The 23791-nt window shown below is 68.6% G+C and carries 20 protein-coding genes; 5 read left to right on the forward strand and 15 right to left on the reverse strand.

The window, feature by feature from the left end; all coding sequences use genetic code 11:
* Positions 1–12: 12 nt before the first annotated feature.
* From VDQ83_RS14625 to VDQ83_RS14655, 7 genes are all read right to left on the reverse strand, one after another.
* Complete coding sequence (locus VDQ83_RS14625; protein WP_455435493.1) at positions 13–1128, reverse strand: YkvI family membrane protein; 1116 nt, start codon at positions 1126–1128, stop codon at positions 13–15.
* Positions 1129–1177: 49 nt separating this feature from the next.
* Positions 1178–2221, reverse strand: a complete 1044-nt coding sequence (locus VDQ83_RS14630; RefSeq protein ID WP_455435494.1) for a DUF1611 domain-containing protein — start codon at positions 2219–2221, stop codon at positions 1178–1180.
* An 89-nt stretch (positions 2222–2310) separates the two neighbouring features.
* Positions 2311–4650, reverse strand: coding sequence for a TonB-dependent receptor (locus VDQ83_RS14635; RefSeq protein ID WP_455435495.1), 2340 nt, complete (start codon positions 4648–4650; stop codon positions 2311–2313).
* 167 nt (positions 4651–4817) lie between these two features.
* Complete coding sequence (locus tag VDQ83_RS14640) at positions 4818–6527, reverse strand: N-acyl-D-amino-acid deacylase family protein (protein WP_455435496.1); 1710 nt, start codon at positions 6525–6527, stop codon at positions 4818–4820.
* A gap of 65 nt (positions 6528–6592) precedes the next feature.
* Positions 6593–7930 carry a peptide MFS transporter gene (locus tag VDQ83_RS14645; protein WP_455435497.1) on the reverse strand — a complete coding sequence of 446 codons (1338 nt, stop codon included), beginning with the start codon at positions 7928–7930 and terminating at the stop codon, positions 6593–6595.
* The gene (locus tag VDQ83_RS14650; RefSeq protein WP_455435498.1) at positions 7927–8940 is read right to left on the reverse strand and encodes a dipeptide epimerase; all 1014 of its coding nucleotides are present in this window, start codon (positions 8938–8940) and stop codon (positions 7927–7929) included. Before VDQ83_RS14650 ends, VDQ83_RS14645 begins: the two co-directional genes overlap by 4 nt.
* A 57-nt stretch (positions 8941–8997) precedes the next feature.
* A complete protein-coding gene (locus VDQ83_RS14655; protein WP_455435499.1) occupies positions 8998–10920 on the reverse strand; it encodes a serine hydrolase domain-containing protein in 1923 nt (640 codons plus the stop codon).
* 343 nt (positions 10921–11263) lie between these two features.
* Here VDQ83_RS14655 and VDQ83_RS14660 point away from each other — a divergent pair, with 343 nt between their 5' ends.
* Positions 11264–11995 carry a helix-turn-helix domain-containing protein gene (locus VDQ83_RS14660; protein WP_455435500.1) on the forward strand — a complete coding sequence of 244 codons (732 nt, stop codon included), beginning with the start codon at positions 11264–11266 and terminating at the stop codon, positions 11993–11995.
* A 91-nt stretch (positions 11996–12086) separates the two neighbouring features.
* Here the strand turns inward: VDQ83_RS14660 and VDQ83_RS14665 are convergent, their stop codons facing one another.
* From VDQ83_RS14665 to VDQ83_RS14695, 7 genes are all read right to left on the reverse strand, one after another.
* A complete protein-coding gene (locus tag VDQ83_RS14665) occupies positions 12087–12845 on the reverse strand; it encodes an SIMPL domain-containing protein (RefSeq protein ID WP_455435534.1) in 759 nt (252 codons plus the stop codon).
* A 33-nt stretch (positions 12846–12878) separates the two neighbouring features.
* Entirely contained in the window at positions 12879–13955 is a 1077-nt protein-coding gene (locus VDQ83_RS14670; RefSeq protein ID WP_455435501.1) for a threonine aldolase family protein, read from the reverse strand.
* Entirely contained in the window at positions 13952–15427 is a 1476-nt protein-coding gene (gene trpE / locus VDQ83_RS14675) for an anthranilate synthase component I (RefSeq protein ID WP_263396885.1), read from the reverse strand. Before trpE ends, VDQ83_RS14670 begins: the two co-directional genes overlap by 4 nt.
* Positions 15428–16421: 994 nt before the next feature.
* The gene (gene yegS / locus VDQ83_RS14680; RefSeq protein WP_455435502.1) at positions 16422–17360 is read right to left on the reverse strand and encodes a lipid kinase YegS; all 939 of its coding nucleotides are present in this window, start codon (positions 17358–17360) and stop codon (positions 16422–16424) included.
* A 300-nt stretch (positions 17361–17660) separates the two neighbouring features.
* Positions 17661–18143: an N-acetyltransferase family protein gene (locus tag VDQ83_RS14685; protein ID WP_455435503.1), complete on the reverse strand. Its 483-nt coding sequence runs from the start codon at positions 18141–18143 to the stop codon at positions 17661–17663.
* Between the two features lies 1 nt (position 18144).
* Positions 18145–18813 (reverse strand): ribulose-phosphate 3-epimerase, encoded by a 669-nt coding sequence (gene rpe / locus VDQ83_RS14690; protein ID WP_455435504.1) that lies wholly within the window; start codon positions 18811–18813, stop codon positions 18145–18147.
* A 10-nt stretch (positions 18814–18823) separates the two neighbouring features.
* Positions 18824–19156, reverse strand: a complete 333-nt coding sequence (locus VDQ83_RS14695; RefSeq protein ID WP_263396881.1) for a J domain-containing protein — start codon at positions 19154–19156, stop codon at positions 18824–18826.
* A gap of 143 nt (positions 19157–19299) precedes the next feature.
* Here VDQ83_RS14695 and VDQ83_RS14700 point away from each other — a divergent pair, with 143 nt between their 5' ends.
* The 4 genes from VDQ83_RS14700 to VDQ83_RS14715 all read left to right on the forward strand — a co-directional run bounded on the left by VDQ83_RS14700 (position 19300) and on the right by VDQ83_RS14715 (position 22716).
* A complete protein-coding gene (locus tag VDQ83_RS14700) occupies positions 19300–20226 on the forward strand; it encodes a phosphoribosylaminoimidazolesuccinocarboxamide synthase (RefSeq protein ID WP_455435505.1) in 927 nt (308 codons plus the stop codon).
* Positions 20227–20472: 246 nt separating this feature from the next.
* Positions 20473–20955 (forward strand): hypothetical protein, encoded by a 483-nt coding sequence (locus tag VDQ83_RS14705; RefSeq protein WP_455435506.1) that lies wholly within the window; start codon positions 20473–20475, stop codon positions 20953–20955.
* Positions 20956–21189: 234 nt separating this feature from the next.
* Positions 21190–21777, forward strand: a complete 588-nt coding sequence (locus VDQ83_RS14710; protein ID WP_455435507.1) for a hypothetical protein — start codon at positions 21190–21192, stop codon at positions 21775–21777.
* 456 nt (positions 21778–22233) lie between these two features.
* Positions 22234–22716: an Mpo1 family 2-hydroxy fatty acid dioxygenase gene (locus VDQ83_RS14715; protein ID WP_263396878.1), complete on the forward strand. Its 483-nt coding sequence runs from the start codon at positions 22234–22236 to the stop codon at positions 22714–22716.
* A 25-nt stretch (positions 22717–22741) separates the two neighbouring features.
* Here VDQ83_RS14715 and VDQ83_RS14720 read toward each other — a convergent pair whose 3' ends face one another.
* Positions 22742–23659: an SDR family oxidoreductase gene (locus VDQ83_RS14720; protein ID WP_455435508.1), complete on the reverse strand. Its 918-nt coding sequence runs from the start codon at positions 23657–23659 to the stop codon at positions 22742–22744.
* Positions 23660–23791: the final 132 nt, after the last annotated feature.

Here is a 23791-nt window from a genome sequence, read left to right on the forward strand (position 1 = left end):
CGGACGGGTTGGCTAGCGAAGCTCGGCGCCGAGGCGCTGCGGGCGTCGCCACAGCAGCCACACGCCCCAGGTCATCAGCGGCAGCACGTACACCGCCAGGAACAGCCAGGTCAGCGTGCCGTAGCCCTTGGCGATCAGTTCGACCAGGCCCACGGCGCTGGCGGCGTACACCGCCAGCAGCATCGAGCCGACCGCGAGCGCCGGGCGCAGCGCGCGCGGCATCGGCCGCTGCCGTTCCTCGAAGGTCTTGGCCACGCGTTCGTTGATGGCATGCAGCAACGCCACGCCGGTATCGACCAGGGTCAGCAGCACCGCGATCTGGAACGCCCACTCGAACCACGGCGCGTGCAGCTTGCCCAGCAGGAACGCCGAGGGCAGCGCCTCGGCACCGATCTCGCGGTAGTAGCCCATCATCGCGATGTAGAACACCACGCCCGGCAGCATGCCGAGCGGGCCGGCGAGCGCACCGGCGGCCAGCGCCTCGCGACGGCTGCGCAGATGGCGGATGCAGAACAGCACCGCGGGAATGGTGGCGACGTTGTAGCCGGCGTAGCTGAGCCCGGCGCCGAACCAGCCATCGGCGAGCGGCACGGCGGCGAAGTTGGCCTGGATGCGGTCTCCGAAGGCGACCACGCTCCAGGCCAGGAACACGCAATAAACCAGGTACAGATAGCCCACCGACGCGGTGAGGAACTTCTCGATCGCTGCGCTGCTGTAGACCAGCATCGCGCCGGTGGCGGCGATCATGCCTAGCGAACCGGCCAGCTTGGGCAGGCCGAACAGGCTGTGCGCGATTTCGCCGGCGGCCGCGCCCATCACCGCCAGGATCACGATCATCAGCGCGAAGTAGCCGATCTCGAACAGGAACCAGGCGCGGCCGAGCAGCACCTTGAAGAAGGAACGATAGTCGTAGGCGCGCGCGACCCGGGCCAGCTCGAAGCTGACCATCAGCACCGCGCTCCATACCAGCATGCTCACCGCCATGCCCAGCAAGCCGCCCCAGGGACCGGCCGGCAGGAAGAACTCCACCAGTTCGCGCCCGGTGGCGTAGCCGCCCGCGATCACCGCCGCCTGGAACACGAAGCCCGGCAGCAGATAGCGCTGGAACCAGGTGGATGCGCCGCTCACGGCGCGCACCGCTGCAGGCGAATACGACACAGAACAAGATCGACGGGTTTCATGCCAGGCACTCCTCCACCAAGGCGTCGAACGCCGCGCCGCCGCGCATCGGATCGGCGACCGCGCAGCCCAGGCGCCTGCTCTCCGCCGCGCACAGTGCATGCGCCGCAGCTTCGCCCAGGTGTGCCGTGTTGAGGCTCACGCCCGCGCAGCGGATCGCCGGATTGGTGCGTCGCCCCAGCTGCAGCGCCAGCGCGATGGTCTCCTCGATGCTGGGCAGCGCGAACTGCGGATGGCCCAGCACGCGTTCGCGCCCCGGCTGGTGGCAGACCACCACCACATCGGGCTGGCTGCCGTGCAGCAGCGCCAGCGCGACGCCCGCATAGGCCGGATGGAACAAGGAACCCTGCCCTTCGATCACGTCCCAGTGGCCGTCGGCGGCCTCGGGCGAAAGCAACTCCGCCGCGCCGGCGGCGAAATCGGCCACCACCGCATCCATCGGCATGCCGCTGCCGGCGAGCATGATCCCGGTCTGGCCGGTGGCGCGGAAATCCACATCGACGCCGCGCTGCGCGAACGCCCTGGCCAGCGCCAGCGCCGTGTACTTCTTGCCCAACGCGCAGTCGGTGCCGACCGTCAGCAAGCGCTTGCCGCGGCGCGGCTGGCCGGTGGCGACGCGGATGCCCGGCGGCGGCTGGCGCACGTCGATGAGCTGGCGCCCCAGCGCGGCGGCCGCCTCGCGCAGGCGCTCGATCTCGCTCATGCGCACGTGCATGCCGCTGACGATGTCCAGGCCGGCTTCCATCGCCTGCAGGATCGAGCCCACCCAGGCCTGCGGGATGACGCCGCCGGCATTGGCCACGCCGATGACCAGCGAGCGCGCGCCGCGCGCGGCGGCCTCGGCCGGCGTCATCCGCGGCAAGCCGGTGGTGACGGTCGCGCCGGCGCAGGCGAACTCGCCGACGCAGCGCTCCGGCGCCCAGTCGCGCAATCCGAACGCGGTCTTGGCGTAGCCGGCTTCTGTGACATCGCCAAGGAACAGGAGATACGGCCCTGGCAAGGCCTTCAATGCCGGCGTGGATGGCGGGCGGGTCTGTGGCATACGCGGTCGTTCACCTGGAGATCGTGGGGCGGACTGCCGTTGCGCGGCGGCCGATGCGATGCGCACCGCCGACGGCGGGCGGTGCGCGGCTAGAACCGGTAGTCGAACTCGACGCCGACGGTGCGCGGCCGGATCGGCACCGCCGCCACCTGCACCGGCGTGCCGCTCACCTCGCTGTTCACCGGCGACAACGACGACCAGGCGTCTTCGTTGGTGACATTGTTGGCATAGACGCGCAGTTCCCAGTTGTTCCTGCCGATGCCCGCGTACACGTCCACGGTGCGGTAGCTGTCCAGCCGCAGCGGCGGCGTCACCACCTCGTCCAGCACGGTCGACGGGTCGCCTGGTGCGGTCACGCGCTGGCGCTCGGTCGTCGCGTTGAGCTGCGAGCCCACGCCGCGCAGCGACGCGCCGACCTGGCCGTTGAAGCCGCCGCCGATGGCGAAGGCGTATTCGGTGTTCAACGCCCACGCCAGCCGCGGCGCGTACGGCATCCGGTCGCCGGCGAGGCCGGTATTGAGCACGATGTCGAAGCCGTCCTGCGGGATCACCGTGGGCGCGAAGTCGTTCTTGATACTGGCCTTGGTATAGGCGAGGTTGAAGCCGATGGTCCAGTGGTCGGTGGCCAGGAACCAGGTGGACAGTTCGGCGCCCTCGCTGGTCGCTTCGCCGCCATTGACCAGGCCGCCGATGCCATTGAACGAGGAGCTGACCTGGATGTCGTCCCACTCGATGCGGAACGCGGCCAGGTCCAGTTGCACGCGGCGGTCGGCGAACTGGGACTTCAGCCCGAGTTCGTAGCTGGTCAGCATCGAGGAATCCACCTTGGGCGGGATGCCGGGCAGCGCCACGTTCGGCCCGCCCGGCTGGTAGCCGGTCGCCACGCGCGCATAGAGCATGCTGTCCTCGCTCAACTTGAACTGTGGGCTCAGGCTCCAGGTGAACACGTCCTCTTCGGATTCGCCCGGCGTATCGCCGAGCGGCACCAGGATGCCCTCGCTCACGTTCTGGCTGAACCACTGTTCGTTGCGCGCCTGGCGCACGCCGGCATCGATCTTGAAACGCTCGCCGATGCGCCACGCGCCGTTGGCGAACACCGCGAACTCCTTGTAGGTGCTGGGCATGCCGAGGAAGGTCAGCGTTTCGTACATCTGGTCGTAGGGCGCCGGCAGCGGCGAACCGTCGCGCTGGCGCAACGCGGCGAGCTGGCTCTGCACCGCGTCCTCCTTGGTGTAGAACATGCCCAGCAGCCACTCGAACGCGCCGCCGCTCTTCGAACTCAGCCGCAGTTCCTGGGTGATCTTGTCCAGGTCGAAGTCGTAACGCACGAAGGAACTGCCCGGCTCCGGCAGGCCGAGCACCAGGTTGGCGACCTCGCCGAACTGGATGGTCGAATCGGTCTGGGTCATCGTGTCGGTCTGCGACCAGCCCGTGGCCGACACTAGGTCGGCCCAGCCCAGGTCCCACTCCAGGCTCAGCGAGGTCAGGGTCAGTTCCTTGGAGAACGGCTGCGGTTGCCAGGTCCGGTCCACGTGGTCGCCGAACAGCGGCTCGAGCGTGTCCGGGTCCAGCGCGGTGCCGCCGCGGCCGTCGGCATCGATGCGCTGTTGCAGCACCGACAGGTTCGCGTCGAACGCATCGCCGTCCCAGAACAGCGCCGCGCGCGCGCCCATCTGTTCGCTGTCGTTGATGTCCTTGCGGCCGTCGGTGGCGTTGTCGGTGTAGCCGGGCAGCTCGTTGCGCGCAAAGCTCATGCGCAGCCCCAGGCGATCCTCCTTCAGCGGCACGCTCGCGCCGAAGCGCGTGTTCCAGCCCTGTCCGCCGCCGGCCACCGAGCGCAGGCCGACACCGAGACGGAACTCCTCGCCGCTCACCTCCGGCGCACGCGTCACGTACTTGAGCAGGCCGCCGATGGCGCCGGCGCCGTACAGCGTGCCTTGCGGCCCGCGCAGCACTTCGACCCGGGTGATGTCGTAGGGCAGCACGTCCAGCATCAAGGTGTTGGCGCCCTGGTAGATGCCGCTCGATCCGACTGGAACCTCGTCGATGTAGGTCGCCACCGTGGCGCCGGAGGACAGTGCGGAGATGCCGCGCAGCGACACCGAGGTCTGCCCGGGGCTGCCGCTGTCCTGCACCTGCATTCCCGGGATCAGGCTCGCGTAGTCGGCTAACGAACTGGCGCCGAGGTTTTCCAGTTGGCGCTCGCCGAGGACGCTGATGGACGCGGCGACGTCGCGGATGTTTTCGACGCGCTTGTTGGCGGTGACTTCCACCTTGTCGAGCGTTGCCAGGCGCTCGGCGGTGGCCGGCTGGAGTGCGGGAGGCTGCTGCGCCGCGACGGGGGCCGTGGCCACCCACGCCAGGCTGCCGACGATGGCCAGGGACAACGGCGAGCGGTACCACGGGCGGGTGGACTGGAACGCGTTCATCTTGCTCTCCCCGGATGGCGATCCGTACGTGCGGGCCGCGCGGCGTGGCGCTCGCGGCGATCTGGCATGCTCTGATAGGAGATAATCGTCCTAATCAGAGAATTGTCAATACGTTTGGAAACTACCTGTGCGCGAAGCAGCCGACGCCGGCCGCATCGGCATCGCACTCAGTCCTGCTTGCGCTCGCGCCAGCCTGGCCCGCGCACCACGCGCCCCGGTTTCGCGCCGGTGTGCTCGCCGTCGCGCAGCACCTGCACGCCATTGACGAACACGTCGCTGACGCCGGTCGCGTACCGCTGCGGCGCCGCGTAGGTGGCGTGGTCGGCGATCGTCGCCGGATCGAACACCACGATGTCGGCGAAGCAGCCCGGCTGCAGGCAACCGCGGTCGCGTAGTTTCCAGTTCGCCGCCGGCAGGCCGGTCAGCCGGTGGATACCCTCTTCCAGCGGCATCAGCTTGCGGTCGCGCACGTAGTGGCCCAGGAACCTGGCGACATTGCCGTAGGCGCGCGGATGCGTGCTGGATTTGAGGAACACGCCTTCCGGCGCCGAGGATTCGGCGTCCGAGCCCAGGCTGGTCCACGGCTGCTTCAGGCCCAGCTCGACGTTGTCCTCGCTCATCAGGAAATACGCGGCGACCACGCGGGAATCGTCCTCCACGATCAGGTCGAGCACGGTCTCTTCGGTGGATGTGCCACGCACCCTGGCCACGTCGGCCAGGGTCTTGCCGAGGAACGGCTTGAGTTTCTCGTTCTTGAACTCGATGAACAGCACGCGCTCGTCGGAACCGGTGAGCAGGCGGATGTTCTCCCAGTCGACGTTGGGATCCTTCATCTCGGCGATCACCCGCTTGCGGATGGCCGGATCCTTGAGCCGGGCGACCATCGCCTCGTGGCCGCCGGCCTGCACCCAGGGCGGCAAGCCCGCGGTCAGGCCGGTGGCGCCGGCGGTGTACGCGTACATGTTGGCGCTGACCGCCAGGCCTTGCGCACGCGCCGCATCGATCTTCGCGATCGCCTGGGCCATCTTCGGCCAGTTCTTCTCGCCCGCCGCCTTGAGGTGATACGCCTCGGCGCGCTGCCCGGTGGCGCGGGCGATGGCGATGGTTTCGTCCAGCGCCTCCAGGAACCGGTCCGCCTCGCTGCGCATGTGCGCGACATAGCCGCCGCCGGATTCGGCCGCGGCCTGCGCGAGCGCGACGAGTTCGCCGGTGTCGGCGAAGGCGGCCGGCGGATAGATCAGCGAGCCGCCCACGCCCAGCGCGCCTTCGCCCATCGCCTGCCGCACCAGTTCCTGCATGCGCGCAAGCTGCGCGGCATCGGGTTCGACGTCGCCTTCGCCCAACTCGTGGATGCGCACCGTGGTGGCGCCGACGAACGAGGCCACGTTCGGCGTGATGCCGCGCTTCTGCAGGTAATCCAGGTATTGGCCCAGCGTGGTCCATTCGATCGGGTAGCGGATGTCGCCCTGCTGCTTCAGCGCATCGGCCTTCATCTTCGGGGTGAACGGACCCATCGACCAGCCCTCGCCGAACACCTCCAGGGTCACGCCCTGCTTGGTATCGCTCACGCCGCGGCCATCGGCGATCAGCGCTTCCGGCGCCCAGCTCAGCATGTTGATGAAGCCCGGCGCCACCGCGTGGCCACGGGCATCGACGGTCTGCGTGGCCTCCGCCACGCTCCCCGCCGGCAGCAACGCGACGATGCGGTCCGCGCGCACGGCCACGTCGACGCGCCGGCCGGCGGCGCCGCTGCCGTCGTAGACCACGCCGTTGCGGATCAGCACGTCGTACGTCTCGCCGGCGGCAGCCATCGCGCCAGGCGCCGAGCAACAGCCGGCAAGCGCCAGCATCAGAATGGAACCTCGCACTCGCAACATCGGTGTGCTCCTGGTAGGTATCGCGACGACAGCAGACACCGCCGGCAGAGGAAAACCGGCGGACTTCAACGAAGACGCTCCTTCGGCAGCGCGCCCGCCGCGGCCGGCGGCGGCGATGCGGCCGCCGCAGGACTGCGGTCCCGTTCCACCTGGCGGATGGGCCGGTCCAGCATCCACAACAGGCACGCCGCCAGCGCCGCCAGTCCGGCCAGCAGCACGAAGAATCCGGCATGGCCGATCCGCGACCACAACGCGCCCACCGCGCCGGCCAGCAGGCTGCCGGTGAAGATCGCCAGGAACCACGCGGCCACCGTGGTCGCGCCCAGCCGCGGCGGCGCCAGGCGCGCGAACAGGCCAAGCCCGGTCGGCAGGATGTACAGCTCGCCCAGGGTGAGGATCGCGAAGAACGCCAGCACCCAAGGCCAGCCGACACGCCCGCCGCCGGCCGCTCCGTCCAGCGCCGCCAGCAGTAGATAGGCCAGCGCGACGATCACTGCGCCGATCGCCATCTTGCGCGCCGGCGGCGTCTCGCGGCCGGCATCGGCGCGACGCCGCCAGTGCAGCAGCAGCAGCGGAGTCATGCTGATGACCAGCAGGGGATTGAGCGACTGGAACCAGGTCATGGGAATCACCGCATTGCCCCAGGTCCGGTCCACGCCGGCATCGATCCACAGCGACAGCGTATTGCCGATCTGCTCGTAGGCGCCGCGGAAGATCGTCGCCGCAAGACCTACGCCCAGCAGCAGCAACCACACCCGTTTGCCGTCGCCGCTGGATGCGCCCGCGGCGGCCGGCGCAGGCGCGCGCGTGCGGCTGTCCGGCGGAAGATAGCCGCGGCCCAGCACGTAGATGGCCAGCCCGACGAACATGCCGATGCCGGCGGCGCCGAAGCCGTAGTGCCAGCCGTAGACTTCGCCCAGGGTGCCGCAGATCAGCGGCGCCATGAAGCCGCCGATGTTCAGGCCGACGTAGTAGACGTTGTAGGCCCTGCCGCGGCGCGGATCGTCGGCGGCGTACAGGTCGTTGATCTGGCTGGGCAGGCTGGGCAGGAACAGGCCGTTGCCGAACGCGATCGTCGCCAGCGCGACGTAGAACAGCGGTTCGAACGCCATCAGGAAATGGCCCAGCGCCATCACGCTGCCGCCGATGATCACCGCGTTGCGCTTGCCCAGCCAGCGGTCGGCCACCGCCCCGCCGAGGATCGGGGTGAAGTACGCCATCGCGGTGTAGCTGCCGTAGATGAAGGACGACTTTTCCTGGGCGAACAACAGCTGCTTGGTCATGTAGTAGACCAGCAGCGTGCGCATGCCGTAGTAGGAGAACAGTTCCCACATGTTGGTCAGGAACAGGATGGTCAGCCCGCGCGGCTGGCCGAACCATGTCTTGTCCGCCATGCCGCTCATGCGTTGGTCCTGGGACCCCAGACCTCGTCGCCGCAGAAGATGTGGCCATCCTCGTAGCGCACCGACGGCACCCGATCGCGGGCCAGGAAGATCGGCCCGTCCAGGTCGACGACATCGCAGAACTGCCCCAGCACGAACGCCGGTGCCGCCGCCAGGCTGGTGCCGCACATGTTGCCGACCATCACCTGCTTGCCCAGCTCGCGCGCGCGCGCGGCCATCAGCAGGCCCTCGGTGAGCCCGCCGCACTTGTCCAGCTTGATGTTGATCACGTCGAAGCGGTGGTGGCGCGCTTCCAGCTCGGCCAGGTCGAGGATGCTTTCGTCCGCGGCGAAGGGCAGCGCGCGTTCGATGCCGTCCAGATCGGCTTCGCGGCCGCGCGCGCACGGCTGCTCGAGCAGCGCCACCTTCGCCGCGACCAGCGCCGGCAACAGCCGCGGCAGGGAATCGGCGTCGTAGCCCTGGTTGGCATCCACCGCGATCCAGGTCGCGGGACAGCGCGCGCGCACGGCATGCACGCGCGCGCCATCGAGATCCGGATCGCCGGTCAGCTTGAGCTTCAACGCGCGCGCCTGCACGTAGGCCGCCGCGCGCTCGGCCATGAGCGCCGGATCGTCGGCACCGACGGTGAAGGTGGTCAGCAGCGGGCGCACCGCCTGCAGCCCGGCCAGCGTCCACACCGGCACGCCGCGGCGTTGCGATTCCAGTTCCCACAGTGCGCAGTCCAGCGCATTGCGCGCGCCGCCGGCGGGCAGCAGCGCGCGCAGCGTGTGCCGGTCGATGCCCGCCTCGATGCGCGGGCGCAACGCTTCGAGCGTGGCGATCATCGTCTCGGGACGATCCTGCGTGTAGTACACCCCCGCCGCCTCGCCGCGACCGGCATGCCTGCCATCGCGCAAGGTGACCACGGTCGCCGGCATCGCCTCGAATACATGCCCGGCGATGCGGAACGGTGCCGACAGCGGCAGCGGCTCGTTGTGCAGATCGAGTTCGATGGGACCGGCGATGGTCACGCGCACCTCGCGAAAGACGGACGGGAAGCGGCGGGCGGCGAGCGCCGCCCGCCGCGCTCAGTAGTACGCGCCGTAGCCGATCAGGTGGTTGGCCAATCCCACCCACAGCAGGAACAGGCACGCCAGCGCCAGCAACACCGCCCACAGCTTGGCCAGCCAACGGCGCCGGCCGCGCACCGCCTGCCACGCGCTCCACAGGGACAGCGCCGCGCCGACCGGGAGCGCCACCAATGCGAACAGCCGCAGCGCGTTGATCATCGCGTCGGAGCCGGACCCGGTCATTTCCAGATCGCTGAGCATCGCCACCACGAAGCCGAGCGCGCCGCCGATCGATACGAGCACGGCCAAGGCCGTCAGCCGCGCCACGCGCTGGGCGCGCGCGTCGGCTGCCGACAGCCCGTAGGCGACGCCATAGTGGCGGCGCACCAGCGCCGAGATCGGCCACGCCAGCACGGTCAGCAGCAGCACCGCCAGGCTCGCGGCCAGCAATGGCAGCGTGAGCGAACGCCACAGCGACAGGCGCTCGAACACCATGATCGGCGCGTACGGCTCCATGCTGAAACGCACCACATTGCCGTCGACCACGTCGGCGGCCAGGCGGTCGCTGCCGGCGACGTCCTGCCACAGGTACGGCGCGATCTCGCGCCACTTCTTCGGTGCGCCGCTGGCGTCGGTGGCCATCGGCACGCTGATGGTGCCGTCTTCGTTGGCGATCACCTTGACCTGGCCAAGCAGGTTCGCCAGCGACAGCAGGTTGCTCTGCGGGCGGCGGCTGCTGTCGTAGTGGCCGACCATCTGCTGCGCGTGCAACTTGGCCTGTTCCGGCGCGACGGCCGATGCGCGCGTCGCCGGTCCCGGCAAATAGCGATCGGCGAATCCGCGCACCAGCGCGCCGCGGATGTGCCCGGTCGCGCCATCGCGGCCGCTGCTGTTCATCGAGACGAAGATGCCGATGCCGTCGTCCAGGAACAGCTGCAGATCGCTGTGGAACCACATGGTGTCGCCGCCATGCGCGATCGCGCGGTGGCCGTTGACCGTGGATTCGTAGAAGCCGAGCATCATCCGGCTCAACGGCCCCACCGACGCCTGCGCGGTGGAATGCATCTTGCGCGCAGTGTCCGCGCCCAGGATGCGCGCATCGCCGTAGGCGCCGTCCTGCAGGTGCGCGATCATGAAACGGCCCATGTCCGTGCCGGTGGCCGCCAGGCTGCCCGCCGGCGCCAGACTGATGAATTCATAGTCCTTGGGTTTGCCGTCGGAGGCTTTGTCGTAGCCCTTGGACATCTTGGCCAGCAAGGCCGGCGGCAGCGGTTGCGCGAAGCTCGAATGGGCCATGCCCAAGGGCTGGAAGATGTGGCGCGCGATGTAAGCGTCGAACGGCTCGCCCGACACGCGCTGCACGATATAGCCCGCCAACGCGGTCGCGTAGTTGGAATACGCCGGCGTGGCGCCTGGCACATGGATGCGCTCGGGGACCCAGCGCTTCAGCGCCGCGTCCAACGGCACGATCTGGTCCGCATCGGAGCTGATCAACCCGCGGATCTGCTCTTCCAGGCCGGTGGTGTGGGTCATGATCTGGCGCAGCGTCATCGGCTTGCCGTCGCGCGGCGGAATCTTGAAGTCGATGTAGCGGTTGACGTCGGCATCCAGATCCAGCTTGCCTTGCTCGACCAGCTGCATGACCGCCGTCCAGGTGAACAGCTTGGACACCGAGCCGGGCCGGAACAGGGTGCCTGCCGGATCAACCAGCGTGCGCTTGTCGAGATCCGAATAGCCATAGCCCTTCTGCAGCAGCACCTGACCGTCCTTGACCACCACCACCACCGCGCCGGCGATGTCGCCGCTCTCCAGCGCGTAGGGCAGGTAGCCGTCCAGCCAGGCCTCCGCATCGGCGCGGGTCAGCGCGGGGGTGCCGGCAGGGCTGCCGGTATCGGGCAGCGGCGAAGCGGCGGCGGTGGCCGGCGCGGTCGCTGGCGGCACGCTGGGCGGAACCGAAGGCGCCTGTCGCGCCCCAGCTGGCGCAACCGACGCCATGAGCAACAGACAGCCGCACAACGCGAACGGGATGAGGCGCATCGCTTCTCTCCGGAGCTGGTGATGGGCAATCCCGCGGCCTGCGACGACCGGGCAGATGCGGGCTGTCTTTGTCCTGATTTGGTAATAATGATCCCAATCAGAGAATTGTCAACCACGAGCAAAACGCCGGCGACATCCACTGCGGCCCTTGGCCTTCGCCCTTTCCAACCTCATCCACTAAGGCGATGATGATCCTGCCCAGGACGCTTCCGTGGGTCCGGGCATTCCCCCAGGAGAGCAGGTAAGGATGAATTCGCACCACCCCACCATCGGCGGACTGCTGCGCTCGCTGCGGGCGCGCAAGGGCTGGACCCTGAAGCAGATGAGCCAGCATTCGGGCATTCCGCTCTCCACGCTGTCCAAGGTCGAGCACGACCGTCTGACTCTGACCTACGACAAGCTGCTGCAGCTGAGCCAACGCCTGCAGCTGCGCATGTCCGAACTGTTCGCCGAACAGGACGACACGCCCGAGCCAGCGGTGACCGCGCGCCGCAGCATCGGCCGGATCGAGGACGCGATCCGGGTCAACACGCCCAACTACGACTACTACTACCTGTGCCCCGAACTGCGCCGCAAGCGCATGATCCCGGTGCTGACCAAGGTGCGCGCCAAGAGCATCGAGGAGTTCGGCGAACTGGTCCACCACTCGGGCGAGGAATACATCCACGTGCTCGAGGGGCGCGTGGAAGTGCATACCGAGTTCTACGACCCGATCGTCCTGGACGCCGGTCAATCGGTCTACATCGACTCCAACATGGGCCACGCCTACCTCGCCGCCAAGGGCTGCAAGGAAGCCCTGCTGCTGGGGGTCTGCTCCAGTTCCGACGAACAGTTGCTGGAATCGCTGATGACGCTGCACGGCGACGAAACCGCCACCCAGAAAGCGCGGCAGAAGCCAGTAGCCGTCGCGACGAAAGCCGCTGCGGCCAAGCCGAAGGTGGCCCGCCGCAGTCCGGCCGCGGCCAGGAAAAAAACCTGACGCAGGCAGCGTCAGGCGTGCGCTGCGCGGACGTCGGTCGTGCCGGATGCCGCCGATGCTGGCGATCCAGCTCCGGCACCATGGCGCGGGCTCATTGCGCGATCAGGAAGACCGCGTAGACGTTTTCGGAGAGGGTGAGGCTGCCGGCTTCCAAGGATTCGGCCGGACTTTGCGCACGCGATCCGCTCACCGTCACGATGTCGGATGCGCGCGGCTCGGCGGTCACTTGCGTGCCGGGCGATGGCCAACTTCCGGCCTGGATGCCGTAAGCAAAATCCGGCGCCACTTCCGAGATTGTGTAAAGACCGCCCAGGCGTACGCCATAGGCTTTGGCCAAGGACTGCGCCGAGGTGCGGGTCTGTTCGGCCGCCTGGCGCTTGAGATCGGCACGCAGCGCCGCCTCGCGACTGTAGTGCGGCGCGATGCCGGACACCTGCAGTTCCTCGCTAGTGCTCAGCTTGCCGAGCAAGCCGCGTACGTCGTCCAGTGCGCCGAAGTCGGCGGAGAGGGTACGTTGCACGCGGGTTCCTTTGAAGACCTGCTTGTTGTCTTCGTAGCGTCGATCGGGCTCGATCGACAGCGTCGTCGCCTGCACGCTGTCGGCCAGCGCGTGCTGCTGCTTGAATGCGGCCAGCACGCTCGCCGCGTTGGCCTGCACGCGCTTGCGCGCCGCCCCCGGGTCGACATCCACTGCGCTCAGCGTGATCTTGACCCCGAAGCGATCCGGCACCACCTCGCGCTGCGCCTCGCCCTTGACCAGCAGGTGCGGCTGCGACGGCAGGCTGTTGACCTGCGCTGCTGCCACTGCCGGCAGCGCCAGCAGCGCGGCCATGAACCAGGCACCGAACATGTTCGTCTTCATCCTTCCTCTCCTTGGTGAATGTCAGCCGGCCGCGCGCTGCGCGCCGGGTTGCGCGAGCGCGGCGAAATCCTCAATCAATGTATCCACCGCATCGGCCTGCGTGGCCCACGAGGTCACGAAGCGGATCACCCAGCGTCCGTCGGCCAGCAACTGCCAGCGTTCGAAGTCGTAGCGCTGCGCCAACGCCTCGACGGCAGCGGCCGGCAACGCCACGAACAACTGGTTGGTCGGCGAGTCCGACGCGAACTGCGCGCCGGCCGCGGCCAGGCCCTGGCGCAGGCGCGCGGCCATGCGGTTGGCATGCGCGGCCAGTTCGTAGAACAGGCCGTCCTCGAACAGCGCGGCGAACTGCGCGCCCAGCACCATGCCCTTGGCCAGCAGCGCGCCGCGCTGCTTGAGCAGGTAACGGAAATCGGCCTGCAGTGCCGGGTTCACGATCACCAGCGCTTCGCCGAGCAGCGCGCCGTTCTTGGTGCCGCCGATGTAGAACGCGTCGCTCAGCGCGGCGATGTCGGCCAGGCTCAGGTCGTTGCCCTCGGCGGTCAACGCGCTGCCGATACGCGCGCCGTCCAGGAACAGCCACAGCCCGTGCGCGTCGCAGAAGTCGCGCAAGGCCTGCAGTTCGCGCTTGCGATACACGGTGCCGACTTCGGTGGTGTTGGACACGTACACCAGCCGCGGCTGCACCATGTGCTCGTTGCCGTGCTCGGCCAGCAGCGGCGCGATCCGTTCGGGACTGAGCCGGCCATCGGCCGCGTCCACGGTCAGCACCTTGTGGCCGGTGGCCTCGATCGCGCCGGTCTCGTGGGTGGCGATGTGCCCACACGCGGCGGCGATCACCGCCTGGTGCGGGCGCAGGAACGCGCCGATCGCGACCAGATTGGCCTGCGTACCGCCGACCAGCAGGTGCACGTCGGCATGGTCGCAGGCGCATTCGCGGCGGATCAGCTGCGCGGCGCGCTCGCTGTGCCGGTCCAGCCCGTAGCCGCCGTTCTGCTCGGCGCTGGCCGCGGCCAATGCGGCGAGCAGGCGCGGATGCGCGCCTTCGCTGTAGTCGTTGCGGAAGCCGATCCGCGCGGTCGGTGCGGACACGCTCACAGCCCCTTCGCCGCCTCGGCCACCGCGCGGAACAGCGCGCGGCCCTTGTTCATGGTCTCGTCCCATTCGGTCTGCGGATCGGAGTCGTAGACGATGCCGGCGCCGGCCTGCACGTGCAGGCGGCCGTGCTTGATCACCGCGGTGCGGATCGCGATGGCGGTGTCGGCATCGCCGTGCCAACCGAGGTAGCCGATGCTGCCGGCGTAGACGTTGCGCTTGATCGGCTCCAGCTCGCGGATCACTTCCAGCGCGCGGATCTTCGGCGCGCCGCTGACGGTGCCGGCCGGGAACGTGGCACGCAGCACGTCGGCGTAGCTGAGCCCGGGCAGCAGCGTGCCGGTGACTTCGCTGACGATGTGCATGACGTGGCTGTAGCGCTCGATCACGAAGCGCTCGCCGACTTCGACGGTGCCGGCCTGCGACACGCGGCCGGCATCGTTGCGGCCCAGGTCGATCAGCATCAGGTGCTCGGCGCGCTCCTTCGGATCGGCCAGCAGTTCCGCTTCCAGCGCCAGGTCCTCTTCCACGGTCTTGCCGCGCGGGCGGGTGCCGGCGATCGGGCGCACGGTGATCTGGCCCGCTTCCAATCGCACCAGGATCTCCGGCGAGGAACCGACCACCTGGGTGTCGCCGACGTCGAGGAAATACATGTACGGCGACGGGTTCAGCGCGCGCAGCGCGCGGTACACGTCCACCGGGCGCGCGCTGAACGGCACGCTCAGGCGCTGGCTCAGCACCACCTGGAAGATGTCGCCGGCGCGGATGTATTCCTTGGACTTCTCCACCGCGGCGATGAACCCCTCGCGGGTGAAGCCGGACACGAAGTCGCTTTCGTCGAGCACGTCGCGCGCCAGCGGTACCGGATAGCCGGCGCCGGGCTGGCGCAGCGTGGCGGTCAACGCATCCAGCCGTGCCTGCGCCTGTTCCCAGGCATCGGCGTCGCGCGGATCGGCGTGCACGATCAGGTACAGGCGGCCCTTGAGGTTGTCGAACACGGCGACCTCCTCGGACAGCATCAGCAGGATGTCGGGGGTGTCCAGTTCGTTGCGCTTGTCGCCGCTGGCCAGGCGCGGCTCGATGTAGCCGATGCATTCAAAGCCGAACCAGCCGACCAGCCCGCCGGTGAAGCCGGGCACGCCGTCGAGCTTGGGCACCGAATGCGCCGAACGCAGCGCCTCGACCTCGGCGAACGGGTCGGCGACCTCGCGGCGCTCGACCAACTCGCCGTGATCGCGCACTTCCAGCGTCTGTCCGCTGAAGGTGTACACGCGGCGCACCGGCAGGCCGATGATCGAGTAGCGGCCGAAGCGTTCGCCGCCTTCCACCGACTCGAACAGATAGGTGTGCGGCGCGGCGGCGAGCTTGAGATAGACCGACAGCGGCGTGTCCAGGTCGGACAGCACTTCGCGGACGACGGGGATGCGGGTGTGACCTTCAGCGGCGTAGCGCTGGAACTGCTCGCGGGTGATCAAGACGGCTTTCCTTCCGGGACTCGGTGGCGGGGCGGACGACGGCTGCAGGCCACCATCGCCACGCACGGCGAGCGGAAGTGAGGGAACGCGGAGTCGTCAGACTGGACACGGCGGTACTTTACCGCAACTGCGAGGACTGGCAACGGTTGCAGAAGGGACCATCGGCGCTGCGGTGGTTATGCGGCATCGGAGCCGAATCGTGCGGGGAAAGGCGTCGGGGTTGAAACCCCTCCCGCAAAGCGAAGGACCGCCAAGCGTGTGGGCGCTGCGCAATCGCCGGCTGGAACAACGGTGTACCGCGTGCGAGGCCGACCGGCACAGAGCAAGAAAGCGGCCTTGCTGGACTGCATGCAGTCGGGACTGAAGTCCCTCCCACAGTGCACCCAGAACGCTTCTCGCGAGCCTTTTGCAGAGCCACTGCCGACGAGTGAAGTGGTGGCGCTGGTGGCATGCAGTCGGGACTGAAGTCCCTCCCACAGTGCACCCGGGATGCTCGCCGCGAGCCTTTTGCAGAGCCACTGCCCGACGAGTGAAGTGGTGGCGTTGATGGCATGCAGTCGGGACTGAAGTCCCTCCCACAGTGCACCCGGGATGCTCACCGCGAGCCTTTTGTGGGGTCGCTATCGCGACGGGTGAAGCGGTGGCGTTGATGACATGCAGTCGGGACTGAAGTCCCTCCCACAATGCATTCGGGATGCTCACCGCGAGCTTTTTGTGGGGTCGCTATCGCGACGGGTGAAGTGGTGGCGTCGATGGCATGCAGTCGGGACTGAAGTCCCTCCCACAGTGCACTCGGGATGCTCACCGCGAGCTTTTTGCAGGGCCGCAATCGCGACGAATGAAGTGGTCGCACGGACGGCTTCGGGGCAATCGGGATTGGAGCTCTGTCACCAAGGGCCTGTACGCCAACGGCCCACCTCATGTGGCCCACTCATGTGGGAGCGACTTCAGTCGCGACGCGACATACCCTCCAGGCAAGCGACCGGCGCGGCCGCTACCCCGCGCGGCCGCGCAGCAGCGCCGACTCCAGCGGCAGGTGCATGCGCAAGCGACCGGCGACGCAATCGATGCGGAAGTGCCGCGAGGTTTCCGGCTCGCCGTCCAGGTTCAAGGTCAACTGCATCGCCGCGTCGATGCGCAGCCACGGCAGCCGCGCGCGCACCGCGACGCGCTCCAGCGCCGCCTGCTTGCCGGAGGTGACCAGCGTGCCCAGCGTCGCGGCGACTTCGCCGGTCATCTCCGGGACGATGGTCAGGTCGAGCAGGCCGTCGTCGATCAATGCGTCCGGGCACAGCGCCTGGCCGCCGCCGGCCTGGCGCCCGTTGCCCAGGCCCAGCGCGATGAATTCGCCCTCCCAGGCGAACTCCGGCCCCTCGAACCGTGCCTGGATCGGCTCGATCTGGCCCAGCTTGCCCATCCCGGTGATCAGGTAGGCCAGGCCGCCGAGCATCTTCTTCAGGCCCTCGTCGGTTTCCACCGTGACCTGGGTACCGAAGCCGCCGCTGGCGACGTTGGCGCACCAGTGCGGCCCGTGCTCGGCCTCGATGCGCAGCAGGTCGATGGCCACCGCCGGCGCCTGCGCGATCAAGTGCAGCGCTTCCAGCGGCGTGTCGGGAATACCGGCGGCGCTGGCGAAATCGTTGGCCGTGCCCAGCGGCACCAGGCCCAGCGCCGGCAACGCCGCGGCGCCGGCATCGTGGTGGGCCAGCGCGCTGGCCACTTCGCTCAGCGTGCCGTCGCCACCGGCGGCGACGATGCAGTCCACGCCGTCGGTCACGGCCTCGGCCACGTAGCGTTCGGCGTCGCCCTCTTCCCAGGTGACCCGCACCTGCAGCTGGATGCCACGCGCACGCAGGTCGGCGACCGCCTCGCGCAACGCTTCGTCGCCCGCGGACTTGCCGTTGAGGATCAGACGCCAGTGCGGTGTTGCCATACGGAGCTTCCCGGGATCAGGCCCGCAGCCTAGCCGGCAGCGGATGCGGGCATCGTGAATACGCCGTGCAGCGGCGGCACATGGGCCATGGGCGACGCGCTACGGCACCAGCGACGACGGCCACGGGTCGCCGGTGAAACCAGACGCTGTCTGCCGCCGTGTCATACGCCCGTCACCGATCGCCCGGACCATGGGAGGCCATAGCAAGGACGACGGATGGAGGCAGGATCAGCCTCCGATTTCTCCCAGGGGCCGCACTGGCGACAGTGCGGTTCTTTTCTTTTGCGCCGGTGGCGCCGCTCAGCCGGCTGCGAACCGGGCCAGCGCCTCGCCCTGCAGGCGGTACACGGTCCATTCGTCCTGCGCCCGCGCGCCGACGGCTTCGTAGAAATCGATCGCCGGCCGGTTCCAGTCCAGCACCGACCACTCGAAGCGGCCGCAGCCCTCGGCCACGGCCTGCCTGGCCAGGTGCCGCAACAAGGCCTTGCCGGCACCGCCGCCGCGGTGTTCCGGGGCCACGTACAGGTCTTCCAAGTACAGGCCGTTGCGGCCGAGCCAGGTCGAGTAGTTGTAGAAGTACACCGCATAGCCGATCGGCTGCGCATCGGCTTCGCAGATCAGCGCATGCGCGGTGGCGCCGGGGCCGAACAGGCTGGCGCGCAGGCCGGCCTCGTCGGTCTGCACCGCGTCCTCGGCGCGCTCGTAGCGGGCCAGCTCGCGGATCAGGCGCAGGATCAGCGCCGCGTCGTCGGCCGTGGCCGGGCGGATGCGCAACGCGGCCATGTCAGCGCGCCGCCACCGCTGCGCGCATCTGCGCGATCACCGCGGCATAGTCGGGCGCATTGAAGATGGCCGAACCGGCGACGAAGGTGTCGGCGCCGGCCGCGGCGATCGCGGCGATGTTGTCCGGCTTGACCCCGCCATCGATCTCCAGCCGGACCGGCTTGCCGCTGGCGTCGATCCGGCCGCGGATCGCGCGCAGCTTGTCCAGCGCCGAGGGGATGAAGGCCTGGCCGCCGAAGCCCGGGTTGACCGACATCACCAGCACCAGGTCCAGGTCGTCGAGCACCCAGTCGAGGATGTCCACCGGCGTGGCCGGGTTGAGCACCAGGCCGGCCTTGCAGCCGTGCGACTTGATCAGCTGGATCGTGCGGTGCACGTGGCGGCTGGCTTCGGGGTGGAAGCTGATGAGGCTGGCCCCGGCCTCGGCGAAATCCGGGATCAGCCGGTCCACCGGCTCGACCATCAGGTGCACGTCGATCGGCGCGGCGACGCCGTGCTTGCGCAGCGCCTGGCACACCATCGGGCCGATGGTCAGGTTCGGCACGTAGTGGTTGTCCATCACGTCGAAATGGATCCAGTCGGCGCCGGCCTTGAGGACGTTGTCCACTTCCTCGCCGAGGCGGGCGAAATCGGCGGAGAGGATGGACGGGGAGATGATGCAGTCGGACATGGCGAAGGTCTCAGCGCTTGCGCAGGGTGCGGATACGGTCGTAGGCGGTGTTGAGCTGGCTGGCCTTCTTCTCGGCCCGCGCGCGCAGCTCCGGGCTGGCGCCGGCGACCTTGTCGGGGTGGTACTGGGAGATCAGCCGGCGGTAGGCCAGCTCGATCTCGGCATCGGTGGCGTCGCGGGTCACGCCCAGTTCGCGGTAGGGGTCGTCGCGCTGGCCGAGCTTGAACCAGTCGGCGTCGAAGGCATGCCCGACCAGCAGCCCGAGCGCCGCGCCGAACACCGGATTGGGCCGGAACAGCAGCGCCCCGACGATCGCGCCGAGCAGTTTTCCGTACCAGTGCATGGGCGAGGGCGGGCTCGGCGGACAAGGCCTCGTATTTTACGGCACAGCGGGCCTTTCCGGCCGTACACTACGCGGCCCGCTGTCGAGCCGCGGGCCCGCCGGGTCCCGGGACAGCCGCCATTGCGAAGTCCGTAGGAGCGCCTGTGTCCACCACGCTGTTGCAATCCGATCTGCCCGGCCTGCCGTTGCGTCACCGGGGCAAGGTCCGCGACGTATTCGATATTCCCCGCGAGCGCCTGCCGGCCGACGCCCCGCCCGGGGACTACCTGCTGATGGTCGCCACCGACCGCCTGTCCGCCTTCGACGTGGTGCTGCCCGACCCCATTCCCGGCAAAGGCGAGATGCTGTGCCAGGTCTCCAACTTCTGGTTCAAGAAGACCGAGCACCTGATGCCCAACCACCTCACCGGCATCGACGTGGCCAGCGTGCTGCCGGCCGGCGTGGACGCGGCGCTGTACGCCCGGCGCGCGTTGGTGACCAAGAAGCTCAAGCCGGTGCCGGTGGAGGCGATCGCGCGCGGCTACCTGATCGGCAGCGGCTGGAAGGATTACCAGCGCACCGGCAAGGTCAGCGGCATCGAGCTGCCCGACGGCCTGCGCCAGGCCGAGAAGCTGGCCGAACCGATCTTCACCCCCTCGACCAAGGCCGCGGTCGGCGACCACGACGAGAACATCGACTTCGACGCGATGGTCAAGACCGTCGGCGCCGAGCTGGCCGAGCGCGTGCGCGACGCCACGTTGCGCATCTACCGCTTCGCCGCCGATTTCGCTGCCGAACGCGGCATCCTGCTGGCCGACACCAAGTTCGAATTCGGCACCGACGCCGACGGCCGCCTGTACATCATGGACGAGATGCTGACCCCGGATTCCTCGCGCTACTGGCCGGCCGACGAGTACGAAGTGGGCACCAGCCCGCCGAGCTACGACAAGCAGTTCGTGCGCGACTACCTGGAGACGCTGGACTGGGGCAAGACCGCGCCCGGCCCCAGCCTGCCGCAGGACGTGATCGACCGCACCCGCGCCAAGTACGCCGAGGCGCTGCAGCGGCTGGCGGGCATCTCGATCGACTGACGCTCCAGCGGGCGCGCCGCAAGGGCTGGGCCTGGGTTTGCGCAGGCTCTCCCGGGTCCGTGCTCGCCAGCACCTCCCGCCTGGTGCTGGCCTATACCTGGCGCGGCGACGGACGCCTGAGCCACGAGCACACGCCGGCAATCCAGCCGCACCACCACGTCGGCGGATTCACTGGCTATTTACCCCGCCTCCATAGGCTGCTCACCCCACTGGGGTCATGCCATCCAACCAGATCAGGAGGATCCGTTGGTCTTCGCACGCATGCTTTCGACCGCTCTTGCGCTTGGCGTGGTGCTTGCCGCGTGCAAACCACAGCAGGGCGAGTCCACGGCCGTCACCTCGCTGCCCTCCGCGACGGCCGCCGCCCCCGCCCAGGCCGCGCCCCGTTGCCCGGATGCCGATTTCGACAGTTTCCTCCAGCGGTTCAGCGCCGACATCGCGGTGCAGGAAAAGGCCACGGCCAACCCGCTGACGATGATCAGTGTCGACCTGGGCGCCCAGCCCGAGCCGGCGCCGGTGAGCCGCGAGGTCCCGCTGGCCGAGGTCGAGTGGCCGGTGATCCCGACTCTGGAGGAAGCGCGTCGCAGCGGCCGCGAGGTCGTCGTCTCCGAGAGCGCCGACGGCCGCCAGGTGCTGGTCCGCAAGGCCGACACCAGCGATCAGCAGGTCTACCACTTCGCCCAGCGCCCCTGTTGGACCTTGGTGAAGGTGGACGATCAATCCCTGTGAACCGAAGGACCACGCAGCACCTCGATGGATCTCCATGAGGAAAGGAAAGACCTACGGGACAAAGCTCCACTGCACTAGTCACGCGCAGAGCACCGTAGTTCGCTGCGAATCTTCTCCCTTCCTTCCGAGTTCCTGCTTCTTATGAGCAACTTGTCTGGCTACTTTCGCCACGCTCTCTTTCTGGCGCTGTCTCTATCGGTCATTGGATTGGTTGGATGCAATCGCCCTACCAGCATGGATGCTACCGCTGCCACGCACCCGGACACATCGAAGGAGCAGGCGTCGGTCGCTCCACCAGCGGCATTGCCTGCCGACGCCTCACAAGGCAACGACCTCGCCAATTTCGCGAAGGCCCTTCGCGTCCAGTGCGAGGATGCTTCCAAGGGACGTGGCTGCACGGCAGGCAATATGGAAGCCGGCGATTTCTACGACATCGAGCTGTCCCCGAACTGTAGTGCGGAGGGCTTCTTCGCAGGCGTTTCCGAACCCGATGCGCCCCTGCTGGATACCCTGCCGGTGACCGGCAGCAAAGCCCAGATCAATGCACGCCTCTCCGATGGACAATTCGTGTGCGTGCAGGCGACGGCGCGTGCCGGCCAGCAACCGGCCTACTACTACGTGGTGGGCCTCCCCGTCGCCAGCATCCCCGCGTGCCGAGGCAAGCCGATCTGCAATCAGCATGGTGACCGCCCGATCACCTTCGTCGCACAGCACAAAAGCGGCAAGGCATGCGCACTGATAGACGGCACACGCCCTGAAGGCGACTGCGCCCAGGGCTGGATAGAGCCTCAGAAGCTGGACGTTTTCTCCAATGGAATTTGACTGTAACGACGCTGGAATTCACAACCGAATAGACCAGGACTTCGATCATGGCCGCTTCGGGGGCTGGCAAGTAGGCGATACCCAGACGATAAGAGCCCCATAGCGACACAGGCGACGCCAGCGATCCCACGGCAAGCAGCATCACATGATCATCCAGGAAGCGCGGCAATCTATGGGGGGATGGCCTTCTGGACCACCCAATGGCGTCGCCCCGGGAGCACGGGACAACGCAAAATCCGCAACAGCCCTTGCGCAAGCGCAGTCGATGCTGGGCTTCGATGTGCTTGCCTTGTAGAAGGGCTTCAGCCCGACGCTTTTCCAGTCGCGGATATCCAGCGCTTCGTTCGTCGCGACGGAAGTCGCTCCCACCGGATTTCGGGCGGCTCCCGACCCGTACCGCCGTCTCCGCATCGCCACGCCGATGGCGCTATGCTGGCCCGGTTCCTGGGAGGGAAGATGGATACCACCGCCTACGCGCGCCCGATCGACCGCTACTTCGCCAGCTATTCCGACGATCACCGCAATGTCGCCAACCAGCGCATCCATGTGCTGGCGGTGCCGGCGATCCTGTGGTCGGTGGTGGCGCTGCTGTGGTGCATCCCGGTCGGCGGCAGCTGGTTCCAGAGCGGGCTGTGGGCGGCGCTGGGCATGTTCGCGGCATGGATGTTCTACAACCGGCTGTCGCGGCCGCTGGGCTACGGCATGCTGGCGGCGTTCTTCTTCTGCGGCTGCCTGTGCCGGCTGCTGGAGGCGCACCTCGGCCTGCACGGCCTGCTGTGGCTGGCGCTGGGCGTGTTCGTGGTGGCCTGGATCGCGCAGTTCGTCGGGCACAAGCTGGAAGGCCACAAGCCCAGCTTCCTCACCGACCTAGTGTATTTGCTGATCGGACCGGCCTGGGTGCTGGCCAAGGTCTATCGGCGCATGGGCTGGCGCTACTGAGCCAGGCGTCGCGCCTGCGTCTGCCTCAGCGCGGCACGCCCAGCATCGCCGCATCCGGCGCGAACGCGCGCGGCGCATAGCCGAAATCGCGCTGCGCCGGCGCCAGGTCGAACACCAGGTCCTCGCCCATGCGCTGCAGCGCGGCGTGGTTCATGCCGCGCAGGCGGCCACCGGCATGGGCAATGCGCAGGGCCAGCGCGAACACCGCATGCGGCAGCGACAGCAGCCGCGCAGGCGGCTGCAATGCGGCCAGCACCCGCCGCACCATTTCGCGGTAGCTGAGCACCTCGCCGCCACCCAGCGCATAGCTGCGGCCATGCGTGGCCGGATACGCCAGCACCGCCAGCGCCGCCTCGGCCAGGTCCTGCACGTGCACCGGCTGGCGCAGGCCTTGCGCGCTGCGCGGCAGCACGAACCAGCCGCTGCGCTGTGCCAGGGCCGCGATCGCGCTCAGCGTGCGGTCGCGGCCGGCGCCGTAGACCAGGGTCGGGCGCAGCACGGTGGCGGCGGCGGCGCGCTCGGCGGCGACGGCGAACAGCGTGGCCTCGGCCTCGCGCAGGCGCCGCGCGACGTCGCGCTCGGCGGCGTCCAGCGAATCGCGCTTGACCTCCAGGCTGGTGGAACCGAACGCGACCACGCGCGGCGCGGACAGCGGCGTGCGCCGGTACCAGTCGGCGAACGCATCCAGCGGCCCACAGCTGAAGATCGCATCGACCTGCAGCGGCGGCGCCTGCAGCGCGCCCAGTTCGCCCAGATGCCAGTGCAGGCCATCGCGCGGCGGCTGCGGCTTGCGCGAGAACGCATGCACCTGCCAGCCGGCGGCCAGCAAGCCCTGCACCACGCGCTCGCCGATCTGGCCGCTGCCGCCGAACAGCAGCGCCACGCGCGCGCCCGTATCGTGTGCAAGCGTGGAGGAAGCGGCAATGGCAGGCGCGTCGGTCATCGCACAAGCATAGCGAGCGCGCGCCGCCACGCCCAATGCTGCGCCGCGGCGCTCGCAAACGCATCACCCCGCCTGCGCTATCGTGGCGCAATGACCTCGCATGCGCCGACCACCATCGCAGGCCAGCGCCGG

The sequence above is a fragment of the Xanthomonas sp. WHRI 7945 genome (genome assembly GCF_035026585.1).

What these genes read in the sequence shown, in the direction of transcription:
- VDQ83_RS14665 (WP_455435534.1), bottom strand. Translation starts at nt 12,845, where the DNA reads ATGTTCGGTGCCTGGTTCATGGCCGCGCTGCTGGCGCTGCCGGCAGTG.
- VDQ83_RS14720 (WP_455435508.1), bottom strand. Translation starts at nt 23,659, where the DNA reads ATGACCGACGCGCCTGCCATTGCCGCTTCCTCCACGCTTGCACACGAT.
- VDQ83_RS14645 (WP_455435497.1), bottom strand. Translation starts at nt 7,930, where the DNA reads ATGAGCGGCATGGCGGACAAGACATGGTTCGGCCAGCCGCGCGGGCTG.
- VDQ83_RS14715 (WP_263396878.1), top strand. Translation starts at nt 22,234, where the DNA reads ATGGATACCACCGCCTACGCGCGCCCGATCGACCGCTACTTCGCCAGC.
- VDQ83_RS14710 (WP_455435507.1), top strand. Translation starts at nt 21,190, where the DNA reads ATGGATGCTACCGCTGCCACGCACCCGGACACATCGAAGGAGCAGGCG.
- VDQ83_RS14640 (WP_455435496.1), bottom strand. Translation starts at nt 6,527, where the DNA reads ATGTTGCGAGTGCGAGGTTCCATTCTGATGCTGGCGCTTGCCGGCTGT.
- VDQ83_RS14695 (WP_263396881.1), bottom strand. Translation starts at nt 19,156, where the DNA reads ATGCACTGGTACGGAAAACTGCTCGGCGCGATCGTCGGGGCGCTGCTG.
- VDQ83_RS14630 (WP_455435494.1), bottom strand. Translation starts at nt 2,221, where the DNA reads ATGCCACAGACCCGCCCGCCATCCACGCCGGCATTGAAGGCCTTGCCA.
- VDQ83_RS14685 (WP_455435503.1), bottom strand. Translation starts at nt 18,143, where the DNA reads ATGGCCGCGTTGCGCATCCGCCCGGCCACGGCCGACGACGCGGCGCTG.
- yegS (WP_455435502.1), bottom strand. Translation starts at nt 17,360, where the DNA reads ATGGCAACACCGCACTGGCGTCTGATCCTCAACGGCAAGTCCGCGGGC.
- VDQ83_RS14660 (WP_455435500.1), top strand. Translation starts at nt 11,264, where the DNA reads ATGAATTCGCACCACCCCACCATCGGCGGACTGCTGCGCTCGCTGCGG.
- rpe (WP_455435504.1), bottom strand. Translation starts at nt 18,813, where the DNA reads ATGTCCGACTGCATCATCTCCCCGTCCATCCTCTCCGCCGATTTCGCC.
- VDQ83_RS14635 (WP_455435495.1), bottom strand. Translation starts at nt 4,650, where the DNA reads ATGAACGCGTTCCAGTCCACCCGCCCGTGGTACCGCTCGCCGTTGTCC.